The sequence below is a fragment of the Holophagales bacterium genome (genome assembly GCA_016719485.1).
Taxonomy (GTDB): Bacteria; Acidobacteriota; Thermoanaerobaculia; order UBA5066; family UBA5066; genus UBA5066.
In genome coordinates, this window is the sequence record JADJZB010000024.1 from 15,036 (window position 1) to 32,785 (window position 17,750).

A 17,750-nucleotide genomic window follows, 5' to 3' on the forward strand; every position below is an offset into this window, starting at 1 on the left:
CGAAAGGACGGCGCAAATGAGCACCGAAAGCCTCGACTTCCTGCTGACCTCAGAATCCGTGACCGAGGGCCACCCCGACAAGGTGTGCGACCTCATCGCCGACGCGATCCTGGACGCGAACATCGGGCCCGACCCGTACGCCCGGGTCGCCTGCGAGGTGCTCTGCAAGGGAGGCCGCGTCGTCCTCGCCGGGGAGATCACCTCGAAGGCCGGCCTGAAGAGGCGCACCGTACGAGGAGATCGTCCGCGAGGCGATCGAGAGGATCGGCTACGTCGACCCGTCCGAGCCGTTCCACGCCAGCGGCGTGAAGGTCCTGAACTTCCTCACGCGCCAGTCGAAGGAGATCGGCGGCGCCGTGACGAAGGCGACCGACGCGAAGAAGAAGGACCAGGGCGCCGGCGACCAGGGAATCATGTTCGGCTACGCGACCAACGAGACGCCCGAGCTGCTCCCGCTGCCGATCGTCCTCGCCCACCGCCTCACGCTCGGCCTCGCCGAGGCGCGGCGCGCCGGCGACGTGCCGTGGCTCCGCCCCGACGGCAAGTCGCAGGTGACGATCGCCTACGAGGGAGGCAATCCGGCCCGCGTGGAGACGGTCCTCATCTCGACCTCGCACCCCGAGGGCGTCTGGCGCGAGGAGATCGAGGCGTGGGTCGCGACGAAGCTCGCGCCGAAGGCGCTCGACGGCTGGATGCGCCCCGGAATCCGCTTCCACGCGAATCCGTCCGGCTCCTTCGTCCTCGGCGGCCCCTCGGCCGACGCGGGCGTGACGGGCCGCAAGATCATCGTCGACAGCTACGGCGGCGCGGCCCGCCACGGCGGCGGCGCCTGGAGCGGCAAGGACCCCTCGAAGGTCGACCGCAGCGGCGCCTACTTCTGCCGCTGGGCCGCCCGGCAGGTCGTGAAGCAGGGCATCGCCCGGCGCGCCGAGATCCAGGTCTCGTACGCGATCGGCGAAGCGAAGCCGATGTCGGTGGCGGTGGAGACCTTCGGCACCGGAGACGCGAAGGCCGCCGCGGCGCTCGTCTCGTCGTTCGACTTCCGTCCCGCCGCGATCTGCGAACGGCTGAACCTGCGGCGCCCCATCTACCGCTCGACGACGAACTACGGCCACTTCGGCAAGCCCGGCCTCCCCTGGGAGGAATAGGAACCGGCGAGCCCGGAGGAAAGACCGGGAGACCGGGAGACCGGGAGGAGACCGGCCACCGGGACGGGGGCCGGACGCGAATCGCGGAGCAGGGAGGGGCGTCCCACGGCGCCTCCTCCGCGCGCGACCCGCATCGGTCCGCCGCGCCCGGGGGGGCGCCGCCGGCGGCCTGCTCGCGGAACCGTGCGGGCCCCGCAGGTGCTCGGACGGCGCTCGCGGGACACCCCTCCCGCCCGCTCAGGACCCCGGGGCAAAGCAACGGGCAGGCCAAAGGGGTCAGGTCTTGATTTTCTATTTTAGCTCCGGGCAGAGGAGCGTCGCTGGACAGGGACCTCCCGTTGCCTGCGCAGAGTGTAGAGCGTAGACCAGACCCCCCCGGCCCCCCCTCATCGGGGCCCCTGCGGGGCTCAAAGCTCGCCGGCCGCGGGAGGGGCGGTGCGTCTCGCGAGCCGCCCCCGAGCACCGCCGGGGACCCGCTCGAGTTCGCGAGGACCGGGCGGGGATCAGGCCCGCGCGCGTGTCTGACGAGCGAAGCGAGGAGTTCGCGCGGGCCCCCCGCCCGGCCGCAGCGAGCTCGGAAGCGGGTCGGCGGAGCGCAGCAGGCGGCCGTGAGACGTACCGCCCCGCACGCGGCCCCCCGAGGAATCGACGAGATGGTGAAGCTGGACTCTCCCGGTCTCCCGGTCTCTCTCGGTCTCCCGGTCTCTCCGGGGCTACCCCTTCTTCGCCGGGTCGAGGAAGAGGTTGACGGCGGTGGCGCGGGCGACGATCTCTCCGCCGCTCTCGCGGGTGAGGGTCGCCTCGACGTAGGCCTGGCTGCGGCCGTGCTTCACGACGACGGCCTCGCAGAGGAGCGGCTCGCCGGGGCGGGCGGCGCGCAGGTACGAGACGTTCAGGCTGACGGTGGTGAACCCGCGACCTTCCGAGATGGAGTAGATCGCGGGGCCCATCGTGTCGTCGAAGAACGCGGCGAGGATCCCGCCCTGGACCGCGCCGAGCGGGTTCGTCATCTCTTCCGTCGGACGGAAGCGGCAACGGACCCGGCCCGAACCCTGCTCGAGCAGCTCGGCGTTGAGGTACTCGTAGGTCGGCGGCGGGATCCTCGGCGCCGTCATCTCACCAGCCCTTCGGGACGCCCTTCGTCTGCTCGTCGAGCCACTTCTGGAGCGGCGCGAAGTAGTCGAGGATCGCGGTGGCGTCCATCTGCCTCTGGCCGGTCACGGCCTCGAGGGCGTCGGGCCACGGCTTGCTCTGCCCCATCTCGAGCATCTTGATCAGCCGGGCTCCCGCTTCCTTGTTCCCGTAGATCGAGCAGGTGTGGATCGGCGTGGTGCAGCCGGCCGTCTTCGCGAGAGCGCGGTGCATCTGGAACTGGAGCACGTGCGCGAGGAAGTAGCGCGAGTAGGGAGTGCCCGAGGCGATGTGGTACTTGGCGGCCGGGTCGAAGTCGGCCTCGGTGCGCGCCACCGGCGGGGTGACGCCCTGGTACTTCAGCTTCAGGTCCCACCACGCCTGGTTCCAGCGCGCCTCGGGGACCTCGCCCGAGAAGGCCTGCCAGCGCCACTTGTCGATGAGGAGGCCGAACGGGAGGAACGCGATCTTCTCGAGCGCCATGTTCAGGAGGTAACCGACGTCCTTGCCGGGAGGAGGCGTCTTCGGGAGGAGACCGAGCTTGACGAGGTACTCCGGAGTGAGCGAGAGGGCGACCGTGTCGCCGATCGCCTCGTGGAAGCCGTCGTTGGCGCTGTCGCGAAAGAGGACGGGCTGGCGGTTGTAGGCGCGCTGGTAGACGTTGTGCCCGAGCTCGTGGTGGACGGTGGCGAAGTCCTCCGCGTTGATCTCGATGCACATCTTCAGCCGCAGGTCGTCGACCCAGTCGATGCACCAGGCGCTCGCGTGGCAGACGACCTCGCGGTCGCGCGGGCGGGTGAAGAGGGAACGCTCCCAGAAGGACTTCGGGAGGGGCGCCATCCCGAGCGACGTGAAGAAGCCCTCGCCGTAGCGAACCATCTGCTTCGCGTCGGTCTTCTTCTCGACGAGGATCTTCGTGAGGTCGTAGCCCGGGTCGGCGTCCTTCGGGGCGAGGATCGGGTAGAGGCTGCCCCACTGCTGGGCCCACATGTTCCCGAGGAGGTGCGCCGGGATCGGCCCCTTCTCGGGGACGACGTCCTTGCCGTAGGTCTCGCGCAGCTTCATCCGGACGTACGCGTGGAGCGAGGTGTAGAGGGGCTTCACCTGCTCCCAGAGGCGGTCGAGCTCCTTCGCGTAGGCGTCCGGCGGCATGTCGTACTTCGACCGCCACATGGCGCCCATGTCGGCGAAGCCGAGCTCCTTCGCCCCGGCGTTGCCGAGCTCGACGTAGCGGACGTAGTCCTTGCGCAGCGGGGCGGCGATGGAGTGCCAGCCGGCCCAGAGCGCGGCCAGCTCCTTCGGGTCGCGGCTCGTCGCCATCCGGCGCGAGATTTCCTCGAGGTCGAGCGGCTCTCCTCCGGGAGGCGTCCACTTGCCGCGACCGTAGGCCGCCTCCATGCCGGCGGCGATGCGGGCCAGCTCCTCGCTCTTCTTCGGGTCGGCGGGGGCGGCGAGCGTGAGCGAGAGCTTGAGGAGCGCGAGCTTGCGGGCGACGTCGGCGTCGAGGGCGAGGCCGTCGAAGCGGGTCGCCTCCTTGGCGAGGCCGGCGGCCAGCTCCATCCGGCGCTGGTTTCCCTCGGCGGCGATGAGCTCGGTGTCCTCGGTGATGAAGTTCGAGGCGACCCAGTTCGCGCGCTCGGCGGCGATCGAGGCGGCGAGGAGCTTCTCTTCGGCCTTCTCGACGAAGGCCTTCGCGTCGGCGGCGGTCGGAGCCTCTGCGGTCGCGGTCATCGGGACGAACGCGAGGGACAGGGCGAGGAGGGGAAGGAGGCGGGTTTTCTGCATGACTCGGTCACTCCGACCGGGGATCATCCCACGGGGCCGTCCTCCTGCTAACGTCGGGGAAACGCTTCCCGCGGGGAGGTCCGCCGATGGAACTTCGTGCCCTCGTCCCGGTCGCCGCCTTCTCCCTCCTCGCCCTGCAGGCCCGGGCCGGAGAGCCGCAGGCTCCGCTTGCGGCCTTCATCCGGGAGGCGTACACGAAGCACGAGCACCTCGTCCCGATGCGCGACGGGACCAGGCTCTTCACCGCGGTCTACGTCCCGAAGGACGCGGGGCCGGCGAAGCGCTACCCGATCCTGATGATCCGGACGCCCTATTCCGTCGCGCCCTACGGAATCGACGCCTACCCCGACTCGCTCGGACCCTCGGAGGCCGCGGCGCGGGAGAAGTTCATCTTCGCGCTCCAGGACGTCCGCGGCCGGATGATGTCCGAGGGGACGTTCGTCGACGTGCGGCCATTCCGCCCCGAGGAAGGAGCCGAAGGAGTTCGACGAGTCGAGCGACGCGTTCGACACGATCGACTGGCTCGTGAAGAACGTGGCCCACAACAACGGGAAGGTCGGCGTCTGGGGGATCTCCTACCCCGGCTTCTACGCCGCGATGGCCGCGATCGACGCGCACCCGGCCCTCGTCGCCGTCTCGCCGCAGGCCCCCATCGCCGACTGGTTCGAGGGGGACGACTTCCACCACAACGGGGCGTTCTTCCTCGCGGCTTCGTTCAATTTCTACAACCGGTTCGGCCAGACCCGCCCCGAGCCGACGACGAAGTGGCCACCGCGGTTCGACCACGGGACGTTCGACGGCTACCGCTTCTTCCTCGACGCGGGCCCCGTGAAGAACCTGGGCGTTCACATGAAGGACGTCCGCTTCTGGGACGACCTGATGGCCCACGAGGCGTACGACGGCTTCTGGAAGGCGCGGAACACGAGGCCGCACCTCAAGGGGATCCGGCCCGCGGTCCTGACCGTCGGGGGCTGGTACGACGCCGAGGACGCCTTCGGCGCGCTCGAGACGTACGGGGCGATCGAGCGGCAGAGCCCCGGCGCGAGCAACCGCCTCGTCATGGGCCCGTGGTGGCACGGCGGATGGGCGCGCAGCGACGGAGATGCGCACGGGCGCGTCACGTTCGGGCAGAAGACGTCGCTGAGATACCGCGAGGAGATCGAGCTCCCGTTCTTCCTGCACCACCTCAAGGGCGCCGCGGACCCGAAGCTTCCCGAGGCGACCGTATTCGAGACGGGCCGCAACCGCTGGCGCGCCTTCGACACCTGGCCGCCGAAGGACGTGACGCCGACGGCGTACCGGCTGGGCTCCGGAGGAAGGCTCTCGACGGAGGCGCCGGCGGCCGGGACGTCGGCCGTCGCCGAGTGGGTGAGCGACCCCGCGAAGCCCGTCCCGTACCTCGAGTCGATCGACATCGGGATGAACGCCGACTACATGACGGCCGACCAGCGCTTCGCCGCGCGGCGGCCCGACGTCGCCGTCTGGCAGACGCCCCCGCTCGACGGCGACGTCACCGTCGCCGGTCCGATCGGCGTCCACCTCTCCGTCTCGACGACGGGGACCGACGCCGACTGGGTCGTGAAGCTGATCGACGTCTGGCCCGACGACGTGCCGGTCGAGCCCTGGGAGTGGACCCTCCGCAACGCGTGGGACGAGAAGCCGGCCCGCTCGAAGCTGGGAGGGAACCAGCAGCTCGTGCGGGGCGAGCCGTTCCGCGGCCGATTCCGCAAGAGCCTCGAGGCGCCCGAGCCGTTCACGCCGGGGAAGGTGGAGACGGTGGCTTTCACCATGCCCGACGTCCTGCACACGTTCCGGCGCGGGCACCGGATCATGGTCCAGGTGCAGAGCAGCTGGTTCCCGCTCGTCGACCGGAACCCGCAGACGTTCGTGAACATCCGCGAGGCGACGGAAGCCGACTTCCGGCCGGCCACGCAGCGCATCCACCAGGGAACCGCCTCCCCCTCCCACCTCGTCCTGCCGGTCCTTCCGGACGAGAGGCCCTGAGACGATCGCTACCCCGGCAGCTCCCAGATCGTGATCGACCCGCCCACGAGGGCGATCCTCCTGCCGCGCGCCTTCAGCGCCTTCAGGAGCTCGTCCACCTGGCGCGCCGCGGCCTCGCCCTCGAACTCCCTCGTGAACCGGGTACCGAGCGTCTCCATCATGTGCGAGACGGCGTAGCGCCCCGGCGCGATGCTCTTCTCGGGGTCGAGCAGGCGGGCCGTCCGGGAGTAGTAGTTCGTGGCGACGCCCCCGAAGGCGACGATCGTCGTCGTCTCCTCCCAGCCGCGCTCCTGCAGGTAGACGTGCAGCCGGTAGAGGTCCTGACCCCAGTCGACGTTCGAGTCGGAGAACCACGCGCGCCCGCCCGCGGCGCCCCCGGCGAGGCCGTTGAAGTACGCGATGGGCGAGGGGCCCGCGGACAGGAGTGAAGCCCCGGCGGAACCGACGAGGACGGCGGCCGCCGCCGCGCGGAGCCCGGGCCTGCCGGCGAGGCCCCGGCCGAAGACGACGGTCCCCGCGAAGACGAGGAGCGTCCAGACCGGCAGGACGTGGCGGGCTCCGATGTTGAACGTCGAGCGCGTCGCGACCACGAGAAGCACGGCCGAAAGGCCGAGCGCAACGAGGACGGCGAGCGCATGGCTCGCGGCCGGCAGGGGCCCGCCGCTGCGGATCCGGAGGATGCCGAGCGGGAGCGCGCACACGAGGATCGCCAGGAACGCCGGCGTCGACTTCAGGAGGAGGACCGCGGGGAAGTAGAGGGGGAAACCCCGCTCCGAGACTTCGCCGCGGAAGAAGTTCGCGCCGCGCCCTCTCTCGCTCAGGAGCGCGACCCCCCGGGCCCCGGCCACGTAGTGCCCGAGCGGCGGGGCGATCCTCGCGAGGGCCGCGTAGCGCTCGACCTCGTCCGGACGCGCGGGGCGCCCCTGGAGGTACGAACGGATCGAGGCCTCCGCGAGCTCGGGCGACATGCGCCGCAGGACCGCACCGTACACGCCCTGGACGACGAGCGCCGCGATGCCGAGGGCGAGGAGGGCGCCGATGGCGCGGTCGCGCGTGACGACCCGGGACCGTCCCGGGACTTCGGACTCCTCGCGCCGACGGAGGAAGCCGGAGAGTCCGGCGGCGACGACGACCGGGACGAGGAGGACCGTCGAGAACTTCGTGACGAGGGCGAGGCCGAGCGCGAGGCCGAGGACGAGCCAGCGCCAGAGGGTCGTACCCGCCGCCGCCCGCGCGCAAAGGGCCGTGACGAGGAGGAACGCGAGCGCCGCGCCGACGTCGGTGTGGACGTAGGCCGCGTGCGCGACGAAAGTCGGGTCGAAGGCGACGAGTCCCGTCGCGAGGAGGGCCGCGACGGGACCGGCGTGCGGCCGGACGCAGAGGTGCATCGCGACGACGAGGGCGGCGAGAAGCCATGGAAACGGGCGGCGTCCCGCGGCGACGATCGCGTGGGCGGGAGCCCGGTTGCCGTAGAGCCACTGCGAATAGCCACCGAACGGCGAGGAGGTGCACGGGGTGATCTCGCAAGGGGTTCGCAGGCCGAGCGGCCGCAGTGCGAACGCTCCCGCCAGCTTCAGGAGCGGCGGGTGCTCGGGGTTGAGCCAGCCGAAGCCGTCTTCGAGCGCCTCCGCTCCCGAGAAGAGGTGGATGGCCTCGTCGGACGTCGGGGAGTCGTCTCGCTGATGGGACCAGACGGCCAGCAAGGAGACGACGGCCAGAGCCGTCACCGCGAGCGCCTCGAGGAGGAGCCGCAGGGCGCGTCCGCCACGCGGGCGGCGGGGCGGTGTCAGGGAGGCGTCCACTCGTGGAAGAGGCCGAGCTGGGCGAGAGCCAGCTTCCAGTAGTCCGGCAGCACCCCGTTGAGAGGGATCGCGCCCCAGCAGTAGACGAATCCCATGACGACCGGGATCGCGAAGAGCCACTTCGCCTCCCGCGTCTCCCAGATGTCGTGGAATCCGACGACGAGCGCGAACGGGGCCATGACGAGCCAGTAACGCGGCCACTCCTCGGTGGAGACGTTGACGTGGAGGAGGAACTGGAGCGCCGAGTAGACGAAGATCGTCTCGAGCTTCCGGATGCGCGAGATGCCGATGCCGTAGACGAACGCCAGGAGGATGAAGTACTCGACCTGGTGGATCGCCCCGAGCTCGAAGAGGCGCGGCATGAAACCGAACGGGCGGAAGGAGCCGGCCTTGTCGCCGTGCCCCGCCAGGTACTGGAAGAAGTTCCCGGTCTGGCTCCAGCAGAAGAGGAAGTAGCCGGACAGGACGGCCGGCGGCAGGAGGAGCCACGGGAGCGAGCGCCACTGCTTCCGCTGCAGGAGGATCAGGCCGAAAGCCGCCGCGATGAGGAGGCCGGGAACCCGCGTGATCGTCGCGAGCGCCGCCATGACCGAGGCCCACCCGACCCTGTCCTTCTCGAAGAGGGTGATCGCCGCGAGCGTGAAGAGGAGGTACGTGGCCTCCGTCGAGCCGGTGCTCCGGAAGTAGAGCCAGCGCGGCGGGAAGAAGAGGAAGACGGTGGCCAGGAACAGGGGTTGCGGGAGGTGCCAGGTATCCCTGCAAAGCCGGTAGAAGAGGATGGCGGCCCCGGCGCTGCAGAGCATCGAGACGAAGAGCATCGCGTGCTGGTAGCCGAGGAAGGAGAAGAGACGGATGAGAGCGGGATAGCCCGGGAGGTGGACGAGGTAGTACGACTTGACGTAGACGTATCCGAGGAGCGCGTAGCCGTCGGGGATCTGGTAGCCGGTCCTGGCGACCGTCAGGTAGTTCGGCCCGTCCCAGGCCCGGTAGACCGTCCCCATCGCATTCCAGAACGGAAGGTAGACGAGGAGCGAACCCCCGACGGTGAGGAAGACGAGGAGGATCTCGGCGCGGTAGCGCTGGAAGAGGGCCTTCATGGAGGCCGCACCGGGAATGCCGGGCGCCGCCTGAATCACCGGACGCCTCCGCCGTTCTCAGACGTCCAGAGAGTCGGCTTCACGTGCACGCTCCGTGATGAAGCGGTATCGGGCTCCCGGGTCCTTTCCCATGAGGTCGGTGAACGTCCGCTCGGCTTCGAGGACGTCGGGAACGGTCACCTTCAGCGCGCGCCGGCGGCGCGGGTCGAGGGTCGTCGCCTTCAGCTGCTCGGGCATCATCTCGCCGAGGCCCTTGAAGCGCATCACCTCGGGCTTCACGTTCTTCGGGAGCTTCGCGAAGACGGCGTCGCGCTCGCGCTCGTCGAGCGCCCAGTACGTCTCCTTCCCTGCGTCGATCCGGTAGAGCGGCGGCTGGGCGAGGTAGACGTGCCCTTCGAGGATCAGCTTCGGGAGGTGCCTCCAGAAGAAGGTGAGGAGGAGCGTCGAGATGTGGTGGCCGTCGGCGTCGGCGTCCATCAGGAGAAAGACCTTGCCGTACCGGAGCTTCGAAATGTCGAAGTCGCCGCCGCTGCCGCAGCCGAGGGCCGAGACGATGTCGGTGAGCTCCTTGTTTCCCGCCACCTTCGCCGAGTTCGCCTGCTCGGCGTTGAGCACCTTGCCGCGAAGCGGGAGGATCGCCTGCGTCTGGCGGTCGCGCCCCTGCTTGGCCGAGCCGCCGGCCGAGTCCCCCTCGACGATGAAGAGCTCCGACTCGGCGGGGTCGGTCGAGGAGCAGTCGGCGAGCTTGCCGGGGAGGTTCAGGCGGTGCGAGATCGCCGTCTTGCGCGTGACCTGCTGGGCCGCGGCGCGCGAGGCCTCGCGGGCCTTCGTCGCCATGACGATCCGGCCGACGATCTGCTCGGCGACGGAGGGATTCTCGTTCAGCCAGTTCTCGAGGGCCGGCCGCACCGCGCCGTCGACCTGCGCGGCGACCTCGGGGTTGTTGAGCCGCTCCTTCGTCTGCCCCTGGAACTGCGGCTCGAGGACGTAGACGGAGAGGAGCGCCACGAGCCCTTCGCGGATGTCCTCCGCCGAAGGGGTGACCCCCTTTGGGAGGAGCGCGTGCGTGCCGAGGTGATTCCGGACGGCCTTGACGATGCCCGCCTTCAGGCCGCTCTCCTGCGTCCCGCCCGAGGAGGTCGGGATGCCGTTGACCCAGGAGCGGAAGTGCTCGTCGGTCGACTCGGTCCACTGCAGGGAGAGCTCGAGGCGCGGTTCGGCGTCGCGGACGAGGACGAAGCCGCTGGCGTGGGTCGGGGTCTTCGCCCGCTCGGCGACGACCTTCAGCAGGTAGTCGGCGAGACCGCCGTCGTGGGCGAACTCCTCGCGGACGGCGGGCTTCTGCGTCTCGTCGACGAAGACGACGCGCAGGCCGCGGTGGAGGTAGGTCTTCGCCTCGAGCCGGTCGCGGATCTCGTCCGCGTCGAAGGAGAGCTTCCCGAAGATCTCCGCGTCGGGGCGGAAACGGACGGTCGTCCCGCTGCCGCGCACCTTCTCCGTGGAGACCTTCGTCAGCCTCGAGGTCGCCTTCCCCTGCCCGTACGTCTGCCGCCACTCGTTGCCGTCGCGGCGGACGTGGACCGTCATCTCGGACGAAAGGCCGCAGACGACCGACGACCCGACGCCGTGGAGGCCGCCGGAGTGGACGTAGTTGCCCTGCTCGAACTTCCCTCCCGCGTGGAGCGTCGTCAGGATCAGCTCGAGGGCGGGCTTCTTGTACTTCGGGTGGACGTCGACCGGGATGCCACGGCCGTTGTCCGAGATCTCCACCTCGCGCCCGTCGGCGAAGAGGCGGACCTCGATCCGCGTGGCGTAGCCGTTGATGACCTCGTCGACGGCGTTGTCGACGATCTCCCAGACGAGGTGGTGAAGCCCCCTGGAATCGACCCCGCCGATGTACATGCCAGGGCGCTTGCGAACCGGCTCGAGCCCCTCGAGGACGGTGATGTCGGCGGCGGTGTAGGTGGTGGAGGCCATGCGGGCATCCGACGGTACCGACCGCCGACCGGCCCGTCAAATGAGGCGCCTCCGGCCGAGCGCGGCCGGGCGCAGGCCCGCGGCTTCCCTTCGAGGCCCTGTAACCTCCCGGCGTGCCTCCTGCCGTCGACGTTCTCGCCCGCGTCTTCGCGCTCTACGTCCATGTCCTCGAGAGGACGGGGGCGGCGGCCCGGCTCGCCGCGCTTCCCGTCCCGATCCCGGCGGACGCGCGACCTCTCGCGGCTCTCGTCGCCGTGGCGACGGCGGTCCTTCTCCTCTACGCCGCCCTCGCTTCCGGAGGCGACACGCTCGTCCGGTCCTTCCGCGCCGCGGTGCTCCTTTCTGCCTGCTCGCTCCCGCTCGCCGCGCTCCGGCTCGTCTCAGGTCCCGGAGGGCCGGCGCTCGGCGGCGCGGCGATCGTCCTCGTCGTCCTCGGGTCGGTGGTGCACCGCTCTCTCGCGTCCCGCCGCTCCGAGGGAACCGCCTCACGGAGCGTCTCGCGCGTTCGCCTCCTCCTCGAGGGGTTCGGCCTCGCGCTCTCCGGCGTTTCGCTCACCCTCGTCCTCTCGGGCCGCGTCCTCCCCGCGCGCCTCGCGTTCTGGTCGCTCTTTCTCCTGCGCCTCTCGATCGCCGACCTGATCGACCCGTCCCGCCTCGCCGCGGGGACGGGTCTGACCCGTTCTGCCGCGCGCGACGTGAGGACGGCGATGGGGAGGAGCGCCCGTCCGCCCCGTCCCGCCCGGCGGCTGCGTCGTGCGCTGAGCGGTGCGATGAAGGCGACACTCCTGGCGCTCTGGCTGGCCCTCCCGCTCGCCGCGGCCCTCGCCCCGGGCGAGGTGGCGGCGGGCTCGTGGCCGCCCGAGGCCCTCCACCTGCGCTGGTATCCGCCGGCCGCGCTGGCGCTCACGGCGCTCCTCCTCCTCGGTCAGGCGTTGCGTGCCCTGAGGGACCATCGTCTCCTGGAGGCCGCGCGCGGTGCGGCGGTCGGCCTCGGTACGGCGGCGTGGCTCTTCCTCGTGTTCCACGACCCGGCGTTCGATGCCCAGCGGCACGCGCTTGGGGGCCTCGTCCTGGCAGAGACCGTGGCAGGGTTCCTCTTCGGCGCGGCCGCGCGCGGGCGCTGAGCCGACGGAGAGCGACTCGCCGGCCGGGTCGCGTCGGACGTAGACTGAACCGCTCCACCTCACAGCGCGGAGGCTTCCCCGATGGAGCCGGTCTCAGGACAGAAGCTGGGACGCTACACGCTGACGCGACGGCTCGGTGCCGGCGGGATGGCCGAGGTGTGGGAGGCGACCGACGAGCTGCTGAAGCGGCGGGTCGCCGTCAAGATCGTCCGCGGGGCGCTCGCGGAGTCTCCCGAGTTCTCGAGCCGTTTCCTGCGCGAGGCGCGCCTCGCGGCGCAGCTCCAGAACTCGGGCATCGTCGCGGTCTTCGACGTGGGCCTCGAGCGGGACGCGCTCTTCGTCGTGATGCCCGTCCTCTCCGGCGGCTCCCTGTCCGACCGGCTCGTGCACCCCGTCGACGACGGCACCGCCGTCGCGTGGCTGAGAACTCTCGCCTCGGCGCTCGACTACGCCCACGGCAAGGGGATCGTCCACCGCGACGTGAAGCCGCTGAACGTCCTGTTCGACGAAGAAGGCTCGCCGCACCTTTCGGACTTCGGCCTCGCCAAGGGGCTCGACGAGGCGACCCAGCTCACCCACACGGGAATGATCCTCGGGACACCTCTCTACATGTCGCCCGAGCAGGCGATGGGGACGGCGGCCGGCCCCGCGGCGGACCAGTACTCCCTCGGCATCGTCGCTTACCGCATCCTCGCAGGGCGCCTGCCGTACGAGAAGGAGCCGACCCCCGTCCTCCTCCGCCGGACCGCGTTCGAGGAGATGCCTCCGCCGTCGCAGTTCCGCCGCGGCCTTCCTCCCGAGGTGGATGCGGTCTTCACCCGCGTCCTCGCCAAGACTCCGGAAAGGCGGTTTGCCTCGTGTACCGCGTTCGTGGAGGCGCTCGCCCGGTCCCTGCGACTCCGGGGCGGCTCTCTCACGGCCCGGCTGGAGCCCGAGGAGACGAAACCCGAGCCGGTGCACCTGATGCCCGCAGCCGGTTCCGGCCCGCCGCTGCGGCCGGCGGCTGAGCGGCGCACGCCTCCGGCCCTGCCGCCGCCGACCCCGACGCCGACACCGTCGGCAAAGAGCGGAAGGCGCATCCCCGCCGGGCTCGTCCTCCTCGGCACCCTCTTCGTGGCGCTTCTCGGCGTGTCGCTCTGGATCATCCTGCGGCCCGCCGACCGTCCGGCGTCTCCCGCGTCTTCCGCCGCTACGGCGACGGCCCCGCAGGCGCCGCCGGATGCCTCCGCGAAAGACCCGACGCCGACCGCCACCCCCGGTGCCCCGTCGCCCTCTCCCTCGTCCGCGCCGGCCCCCGTCGAGACCCCGTTCTCCATCGCCATCCCGATCGAGCGCCCCACGGCGCCGCCTCGGCCGACGTCGACGCGGACACCGGTGACGGTCCCGTCGCCGACTCCCGTCCCGCCACCGGCTCCCACGCCGACGCCCACGCCGTCCCCCCGCCCCAGCCCGACCGCCACGCCGCGCCCCTCGCCGCCGCCGCCTCTCCCGACGTGGACCGCGGCCCCGGCCCCCGGCCGCCCTTCGCCCGCCGCCGAGCGGCCCGTGGTCGCCGCGGACCCGCTCGCCGCGATTCCGCGCCGTCCGTACCCGGCCGACATGCGCGTGAGAGACGCGTGGGTCGAGGTCAAGAAGAGCGGCACGACGCTCTTCTTCCAGTTCACGCGGAGCCTCGAGGGGAGCGGGGAGAGTGTCGGCCACTTCGGGACGCTCGTCGTGACGACCCGCGGCAACGCCCCGCTCGTCCCCGGTGCGCGGAGCCCCCTGCCTCTCCTCTGCCGCGGCCTCGACTCGCGGCGGGCGTCGTGCGCCGTCCCTCCCCCGACGGAGCCCCACGCACACCTCGCAGTCCGGCTCGGCGAAGGGGACCGGGTCGCCGTCCGGGCCGTCCTCTCCGGCTTCTCCTTCTCCGCCACCCTTCGAATCGAAGACTGAGGAGGTCCCATGCGCCGTCGCGCAGCCCTCGCCCTCGCGCTCCTTCTCGTGACGCCGTCGCTCTCCTGCAAGATCTACCTGCCGTTCCGCTTCCAGCTCGCGCCGCGGCTCGTCGAGGAGGCCGGCCGGCTGCGCGGTACGACTCCCGGCCCGATCGCGCTCCGCTGGCAGCCGGCGGACTTCCCCACGCGGGTCGACGTCCAGGGGGCGTCCGGCTTCATCGGCGGCGCGTCGCGCACGCGCATCCCGACGGGGGTCGCGATCTCGACGAAGGTCCGCGATTTCCTCGACGCCGCCGCGGGCGTCGAGGAGGGAGCCCGGCGCGTCGTGACGATCCACGTGGTCGAGGCGAAGGCGTCCTTCGAGTACGGCGGGCGGAAGAGGTCCGGGATCGACCGCGCGCGCTGCACCCTCAAGGTCGAGGTGGAAGACGGGAAGGCCCGCTGGAGCGAGGCGTACTTCGCTTCCGACGAGCCGGCGGGCGAGCCCCCGACCCAGACGGAGGTCCTCGACGGGGTCTACGACGAGGTCTCGGCGGCCCTCGCCCGCGACGTCGTGCGGCGGCTCGCCGAGGCCCCTGCGCCCTGACCGGTCGCCGCCGTCAGCCTTCCGCCAGCCGGGCGGCCACCGCGGTGGCCATCCGCTTCCCCTCGTCCGCGTCGAGCCGGCCGCTCGGCCAGTCGATGCCGAGCCCGTGCCCGGCGTCGGGCCTCGGGATGACGTGGAAGTGGACGTGCGGCACTGCCTGGTGTGCGGCGGCGCCGTTGTTCTGGAGGACGTTGTAGTCGCGCGTGCCGGTCGCGGCCATCACGGCGCGGGCGATGCGCGGAAGGACCCGTCCTATGGCCGCCGCCGACTCCTCGGAAAGCGCGTCGAGCGTGGCCGCCGGCTCCTTCGGGACGACGAGCGTGTGACCTGGCGCGAGGGGCGCGATGTCGAGGAACGCGAAGACCATCACGTCCTCGTAGACCCGGTGGCTCGGGATCTCTCCCCGGATGATCCGCGTGAAGATCGTCTCGCTCACGGCTTGCCTCCGGCCTTCTCCTGGCCGCCCTTCGACGGGGACATCTCGACGAGCCATATGTTCCCGGTCGTCTCGGCGAGCTCGTAGTAGATGGCGTCGCCGGTCGGCGACCAGGCGGGGTAGCGGACGTAGGTATTGAGGCGGCGATTCGCCGTCACCGTGCGATCCGTCTTCCCGTCGCGGGAGACCCATCCCACGTTCCAGACGCCGTCGCGCAGGCCGGCGAAGGCGATCTTCGAGCCGTCCGGCGAGAACGAGTAGGGCCAGCTCTGCCCCGGCCCGCGGGTCAGCTGGACCGGCGTCCCGCCGGTGGCGGGAACCGTGAAGACGTGGACGTCCTCTTCGCGCTTGGCCTCGAAGGCGAGCGTCGTGCCGTCGGGAGCCCAGCACGGGAACGCGGCGAGCTCGGTGTCGGAGGTGATCTGCCGCGGCGTCCCCGCCGGGAGCTCGGCGACCCAGACGTTCAGCGTCGTCCCTCCGCGGTTGGAGTGGAACGCGACCTTCGTGCCGTCCGGCGAGATGCGCATCGCGTCGTGCCCCGGGCCGAAGTCGGCGACCACGTCCTCCCGCCCCGTCGCGAGGTCGAGGGAGAAGAAGGCGCGGTGGCCGCGCCGGAGCGACATGAACCCGAGCCGGCGGTCTCCGCCGAACCAGTGCGGGTAGTCGTCGTCGGAGGGATCGGTCGTCCGCTGAACGCCGTCTCCGCCGTCGGCGCCGACGATCCAGATGTCCTGGTTCGCGCCGGGCCTCCAGCGGCTGAGCGCGATCTGCTTGCCGTCGTTCGAGACGGCCGGACGGGAGTTCCGCCCCGTCTCGCGCGTCACGGCCGACTCCGGGCCGCTGGCCTCTCCCCGCGCGTCGAGAGGCACCTTCCAGATGTTGCTGGCCATCGTGAGGCCGGCGTAGGCGAGCTTGGTGCCGTCGCGCGAGACCGCCAGCTGCTTGACCCAGCCGAGCCCCGCGACACCGAACGTCGCGATCTCCTCCGGAGCGCCGAGGGCCTTCCCCGTCTGTGTCGCGACCTTGCGCCGGTAGACTCCGACGCTCCAGTTTTCCGACCAGCACGGGAAGAGGACGGCGCCGCCGTCAGCCCCCCATACCGGGTCGTAGCACTGCCCGTTCCCTTCGCTCACCTTCGCCGGCCCCGTGCCGTCCACGCCGACGGTCCAGATCTCGGAGGACGTGCGGTTGTAGCTGGCGAAGGCGATCCGCTTGCCGTCGGGCGACCAGGCCGCCGCGCCGTGCCCGCCGCTCGGGCGCCCCACCTGCGTCAGGGGGCGCGGCGGCGAACCGTCGAGGGGGGCGATCCAGAGGACGGAGGGGGGGAGCGCGCCGAGCGAGTTCGCCGCGAAGTCGACCACCGACCCCGACTCGAAGACGAGGGCCTTGCCGTCGGGCGAGAACGAGGGACGCGAGCCGAACGTCGTCAGCTGGCGCGGCACGCCACCGAGGGCGGGCACGAGCCACACGCCGCCGACGCTCTTGACGTGGTAGGCGATCGTCTCGCCGTCGGGCGACCAGGCCGGAGTGAGGTTCTGCCGGCCGTCCGTCGTGAGCTGGATCTCACGGCTTCCCGATGCCAGGGGCCGGCGGTAGATCTCGAACCGGCCCGACCGGTCGGACGCGTAGGCCAGGGCTCTGCCGTCGGGCGAGAAGGCGGGAAAGACGTCGAGGCCGGCGGACGAGGTCAGCTGGACCGGTCTGAGGGGCGGCCCCTCCCCGGAAGACCCCGGCTCCCCGCCCCGACCGAACCAGAGGAACGACGCACCGGCGACGGCCGCGAGGAGGCACGCCCCCACGGCGAAGAGCGCGAGCCGCCGGCGGCTCCCGGGGGCCGGCACCGCCGAGGGGGGCGCCGACATCGTCGGGAACCGCGCGGACGCGGTGCGGGCGGGTGCGGGCTCGCCGAGCTCCCAGCCCCCGGTGGCCAGCACCGCCTCGATCGCGGCGGCCATCTCGCGCATCGAGGCGAATCGCTGGGCCGGGTCCTTTGCGAGGGCCCGGTCCGCGACTTCGGCGAACCCCCGGACGACGCCGCTTCCGAAGCCGGGAATCGGCGGGTGCCCGAGGTGGAGGATGGCGTACATGACGTCGACCGGCGTCTCCCCTTCGAAGGGGAGCTTTCCCGCCAGGAGCTCGTAGAAGACGATGCCGAGGGAGAAGATGTCGCTGCGCGCGTCGACCTTCTTCCCGCTCGCCTGCTCGGGGGACATGTACTGCGCCGTGCCGACGACGAGACCGTCGGTCGTGAGCGACGGCTGGCTCCGTCGCCGGTCCTCCGGTACGGACTGGACTTTCGCGAGGCCGAAGTCGAGAACGCGGATTCTTCCGTCCCGGCCAACCATCAGGTTCGACGGCTTGATGTCGCGGTGGAGGACCCCCGCCTCGTGGGCGGCGACCAGTCCCTCCGCGGCCTGTGCGATCCAGCGCGCCGCCCTGGGCGCGGCGACCGGGCCCGAGAGGAGCACGTCCTCGAGCGTCTCGCCCTCGACGAACTCCTGGACGAGATACGGGACCCGCTCGTGCTCGCCGACGTCGTAGACGTGGACGAGGTTCGGGTGCGAGAGGGAGGCCATGATCCGCCCCTCGTTCTCGAATCGCGTGCGCCGGTCGGGCGTGGCGACGAGGTCTCCGGGCAGGGTCTTCAGCGCGACGATCCGGCCGAGCGACGTGTCTTCCGCGCGGTAGACCTCTCCCATCGCACCGCTCCCGACAGAGGAGAG

Annotated in this window: 10 protein-coding genes and 2 pseudogenes; 5 read left to right on the forward strand and 7 right to left on the reverse strand. The window is 71.4% G+C overall.

The features are described from left to right. Window positions 1-16 precede the first annotated feature (16 nt). Window positions 17-1,148 (forward strand): annotated as a pseudogene (locus IPN03_17150) (methionine adenosyltransferase). 713 nt (window positions 1,149-1,861) lie between these two features. Here IPN03_17150 and IPN03_17155 read toward each other — a convergent pair. Together IPN03_17155 and IPN03_17160 are read right to left on the reverse strand one after the other, a co-directional pair. Further along, window positions 1,862-2,263 (reverse strand): PaaI family thioesterase, encoded by a 402-nt coding sequence (locus IPN03_17155; protein MBK9375397.1) that lies wholly within the window; start codon window positions 2,261-2,263, stop codon window positions 1,862-1,864. A gap of 1 nt (window position 2,264) precedes the next feature. Then, entirely contained in the window at window positions 2,265-4,064 is a 1,800-nt protein-coding gene (locus IPN03_17160; protein MBK9375398.1) for a M2 family metallopeptidase, read from the reverse strand. An 86-nt stretch (window positions 4,065-4,150) separates the two neighbouring features. On the opposite strand from IPN03_17160, the pseudogene IPN03_17165 reads away from it, so the two are divergent. Further along, window positions 4,151-6,068 (forward strand): annotated as a pseudogene (locus tag IPN03_17165) (CocE/NonD family hydrolase). Between the two features lie 8 nt (window positions 6,069-6,076). Here IPN03_17165 and IPN03_17170 read toward each other — a convergent pair. Genes IPN03_17170 through IPN03_17180 form a run of 3 tightly spaced genes read right to left on the reverse strand, consistent with a single transcriptional unit; the run spans window position 6,077 to window position 10,944 of the window. Beyond that, on the reverse strand, window positions 6,077-7,870 hold the full coding sequence (locus IPN03_17170; GenBank protein MBK9375399.1) for a glycosyltransferase family 39 protein: 1,794 nt from the start codon (window positions 7,868-7,870) through the stop codon (window positions 6,077-6,079). After that, the gene (locus tag IPN03_17175) at window positions 7,855-9,006 is read right to left on the reverse strand and encodes a hypothetical protein (protein MBK9375400.1); all 1,152 of its coding nucleotides are present in this window, start codon (window positions 9,004-9,006) and stop codon (window positions 7,855-7,857) included. The genes IPN03_17170 and IPN03_17175 overlap by 16 nt, the downstream gene beginning before the upstream one ends. 18 nt (window positions 9,007-9,024) lie before the next feature. After that, window positions 9,025-10,944, reverse strand: a complete 1,920-nt coding sequence (locus tag IPN03_17180) for a type IIA DNA topoisomerase subunit B (GenBank protein ID MBK9375401.1) — start codon at window positions 10,942-10,944, stop codon at window positions 9,025-9,027. 113 nt (window positions 10,945-11,057) lie between these two features. Here IPN03_17180 and IPN03_17185 point away from each other — a divergent pair, with 113 nt between their 5' ends. From IPN03_17185 to IPN03_17195, 3 genes are all read left to right on the forward strand, one after another. Beyond that, window positions 11,058-12,068, forward strand: coding sequence for a hypothetical protein (locus IPN03_17185; protein MBK9375402.1), 1,011 nt, complete (start codon window positions 11,058-11,060; stop codon window positions 12,066-12,068). A gap of 81 nt (window positions 12,069-12,149) precedes the next feature. Beyond that, window positions 12,150-14,003: a serine/threonine protein kinase gene (locus IPN03_17190; GenBank protein MBK9375403.1), complete on the forward strand. Its 1,854-nt coding sequence runs from the start codon at window positions 12,150-12,152 to the stop codon at window positions 14,001-14,003. Between the two features lie 9 nt (window positions 14,004-14,012). Beyond that, the gene (locus IPN03_17195; GenBank protein MBK9375404.1) at window positions 14,013-14,591 is read left to right on the forward strand and encodes a hypothetical protein; all 579 of its coding nucleotides are present in this window, start codon (window positions 14,013-14,015) and stop codon (window positions 14,589-14,591) included. A 13-nt stretch (window positions 14,592-14,604) separates the two neighbouring features. On the opposite strand, the gene IPN03_17200 is transcribed toward IPN03_17195, so the two are convergent. Continuing rightward, the gene (locus IPN03_17200; protein MBK9375405.1) at window positions 14,605-15,084 is read right to left on the reverse strand and encodes an HIT family protein; all 480 of its coding nucleotides are present in this window, start codon (window positions 15,082-15,084) and stop codon (window positions 14,605-14,607) included. Then, window positions 15,024-17,726, reverse strand: coding sequence for a PD40 domain-containing protein (locus IPN03_17205; GenBank protein MBK9375406.1), 2,703 nt, complete (start codon window positions 17,724-17,726; stop codon window positions 15,024-15,026). The genes IPN03_17200 and IPN03_17205 overlap by 61 nt, the downstream gene beginning before the upstream one ends. Window positions 17,727-17,750: the final 24 nt, after the last annotated feature.

Coding starts and splice junctions, on each gene's coding strand:
- IPN03_17205 (MBK9375406.1), bottom strand. CDS start 17,726: ATGGGAGAGGTCTACCGCGCGGAAGACACGTCGCTCGGCCGGATCGTC.
- IPN03_17190 (MBK9375403.1), top strand. CDS start 12,150: ATGGAGCCGGTCTCAGGACAGAAGCTGGGACGCTACACGCTGACGCGA.
- IPN03_17195 (MBK9375404.1), top strand. CDS start 14,013: ATGCGCCGTCGCGCAGCCCTCGCCCTCGCGCTCCTTCTCGTGACGCCG.
- IPN03_17160 (MBK9375398.1), bottom strand. CDS start 4,064: ATGCAGAAAACCCGCCTCCTTCCCCTCCTCGCCCTGTCCCTCGCGTTC.
- IPN03_17200 (MBK9375405.1), bottom strand. CDS start 15,084: ATGGCTCGTCGAGATGTCCCCGTCGAAGGGCGGCCAGGAGAAGGCCGG.
- IPN03_17155 (MBK9375397.1), bottom strand. CDS start 2,263: ATGACGGCGCCGAGGATCCCGCCGCCGACCTACGAGTACCTCAACGCC.
- IPN03_17180 (MBK9375401.1), bottom strand. CDS start 10,944: ATGGCCTCCACCACCTACACCGCCGCCGACATCACCGTCCTCGAGGGG.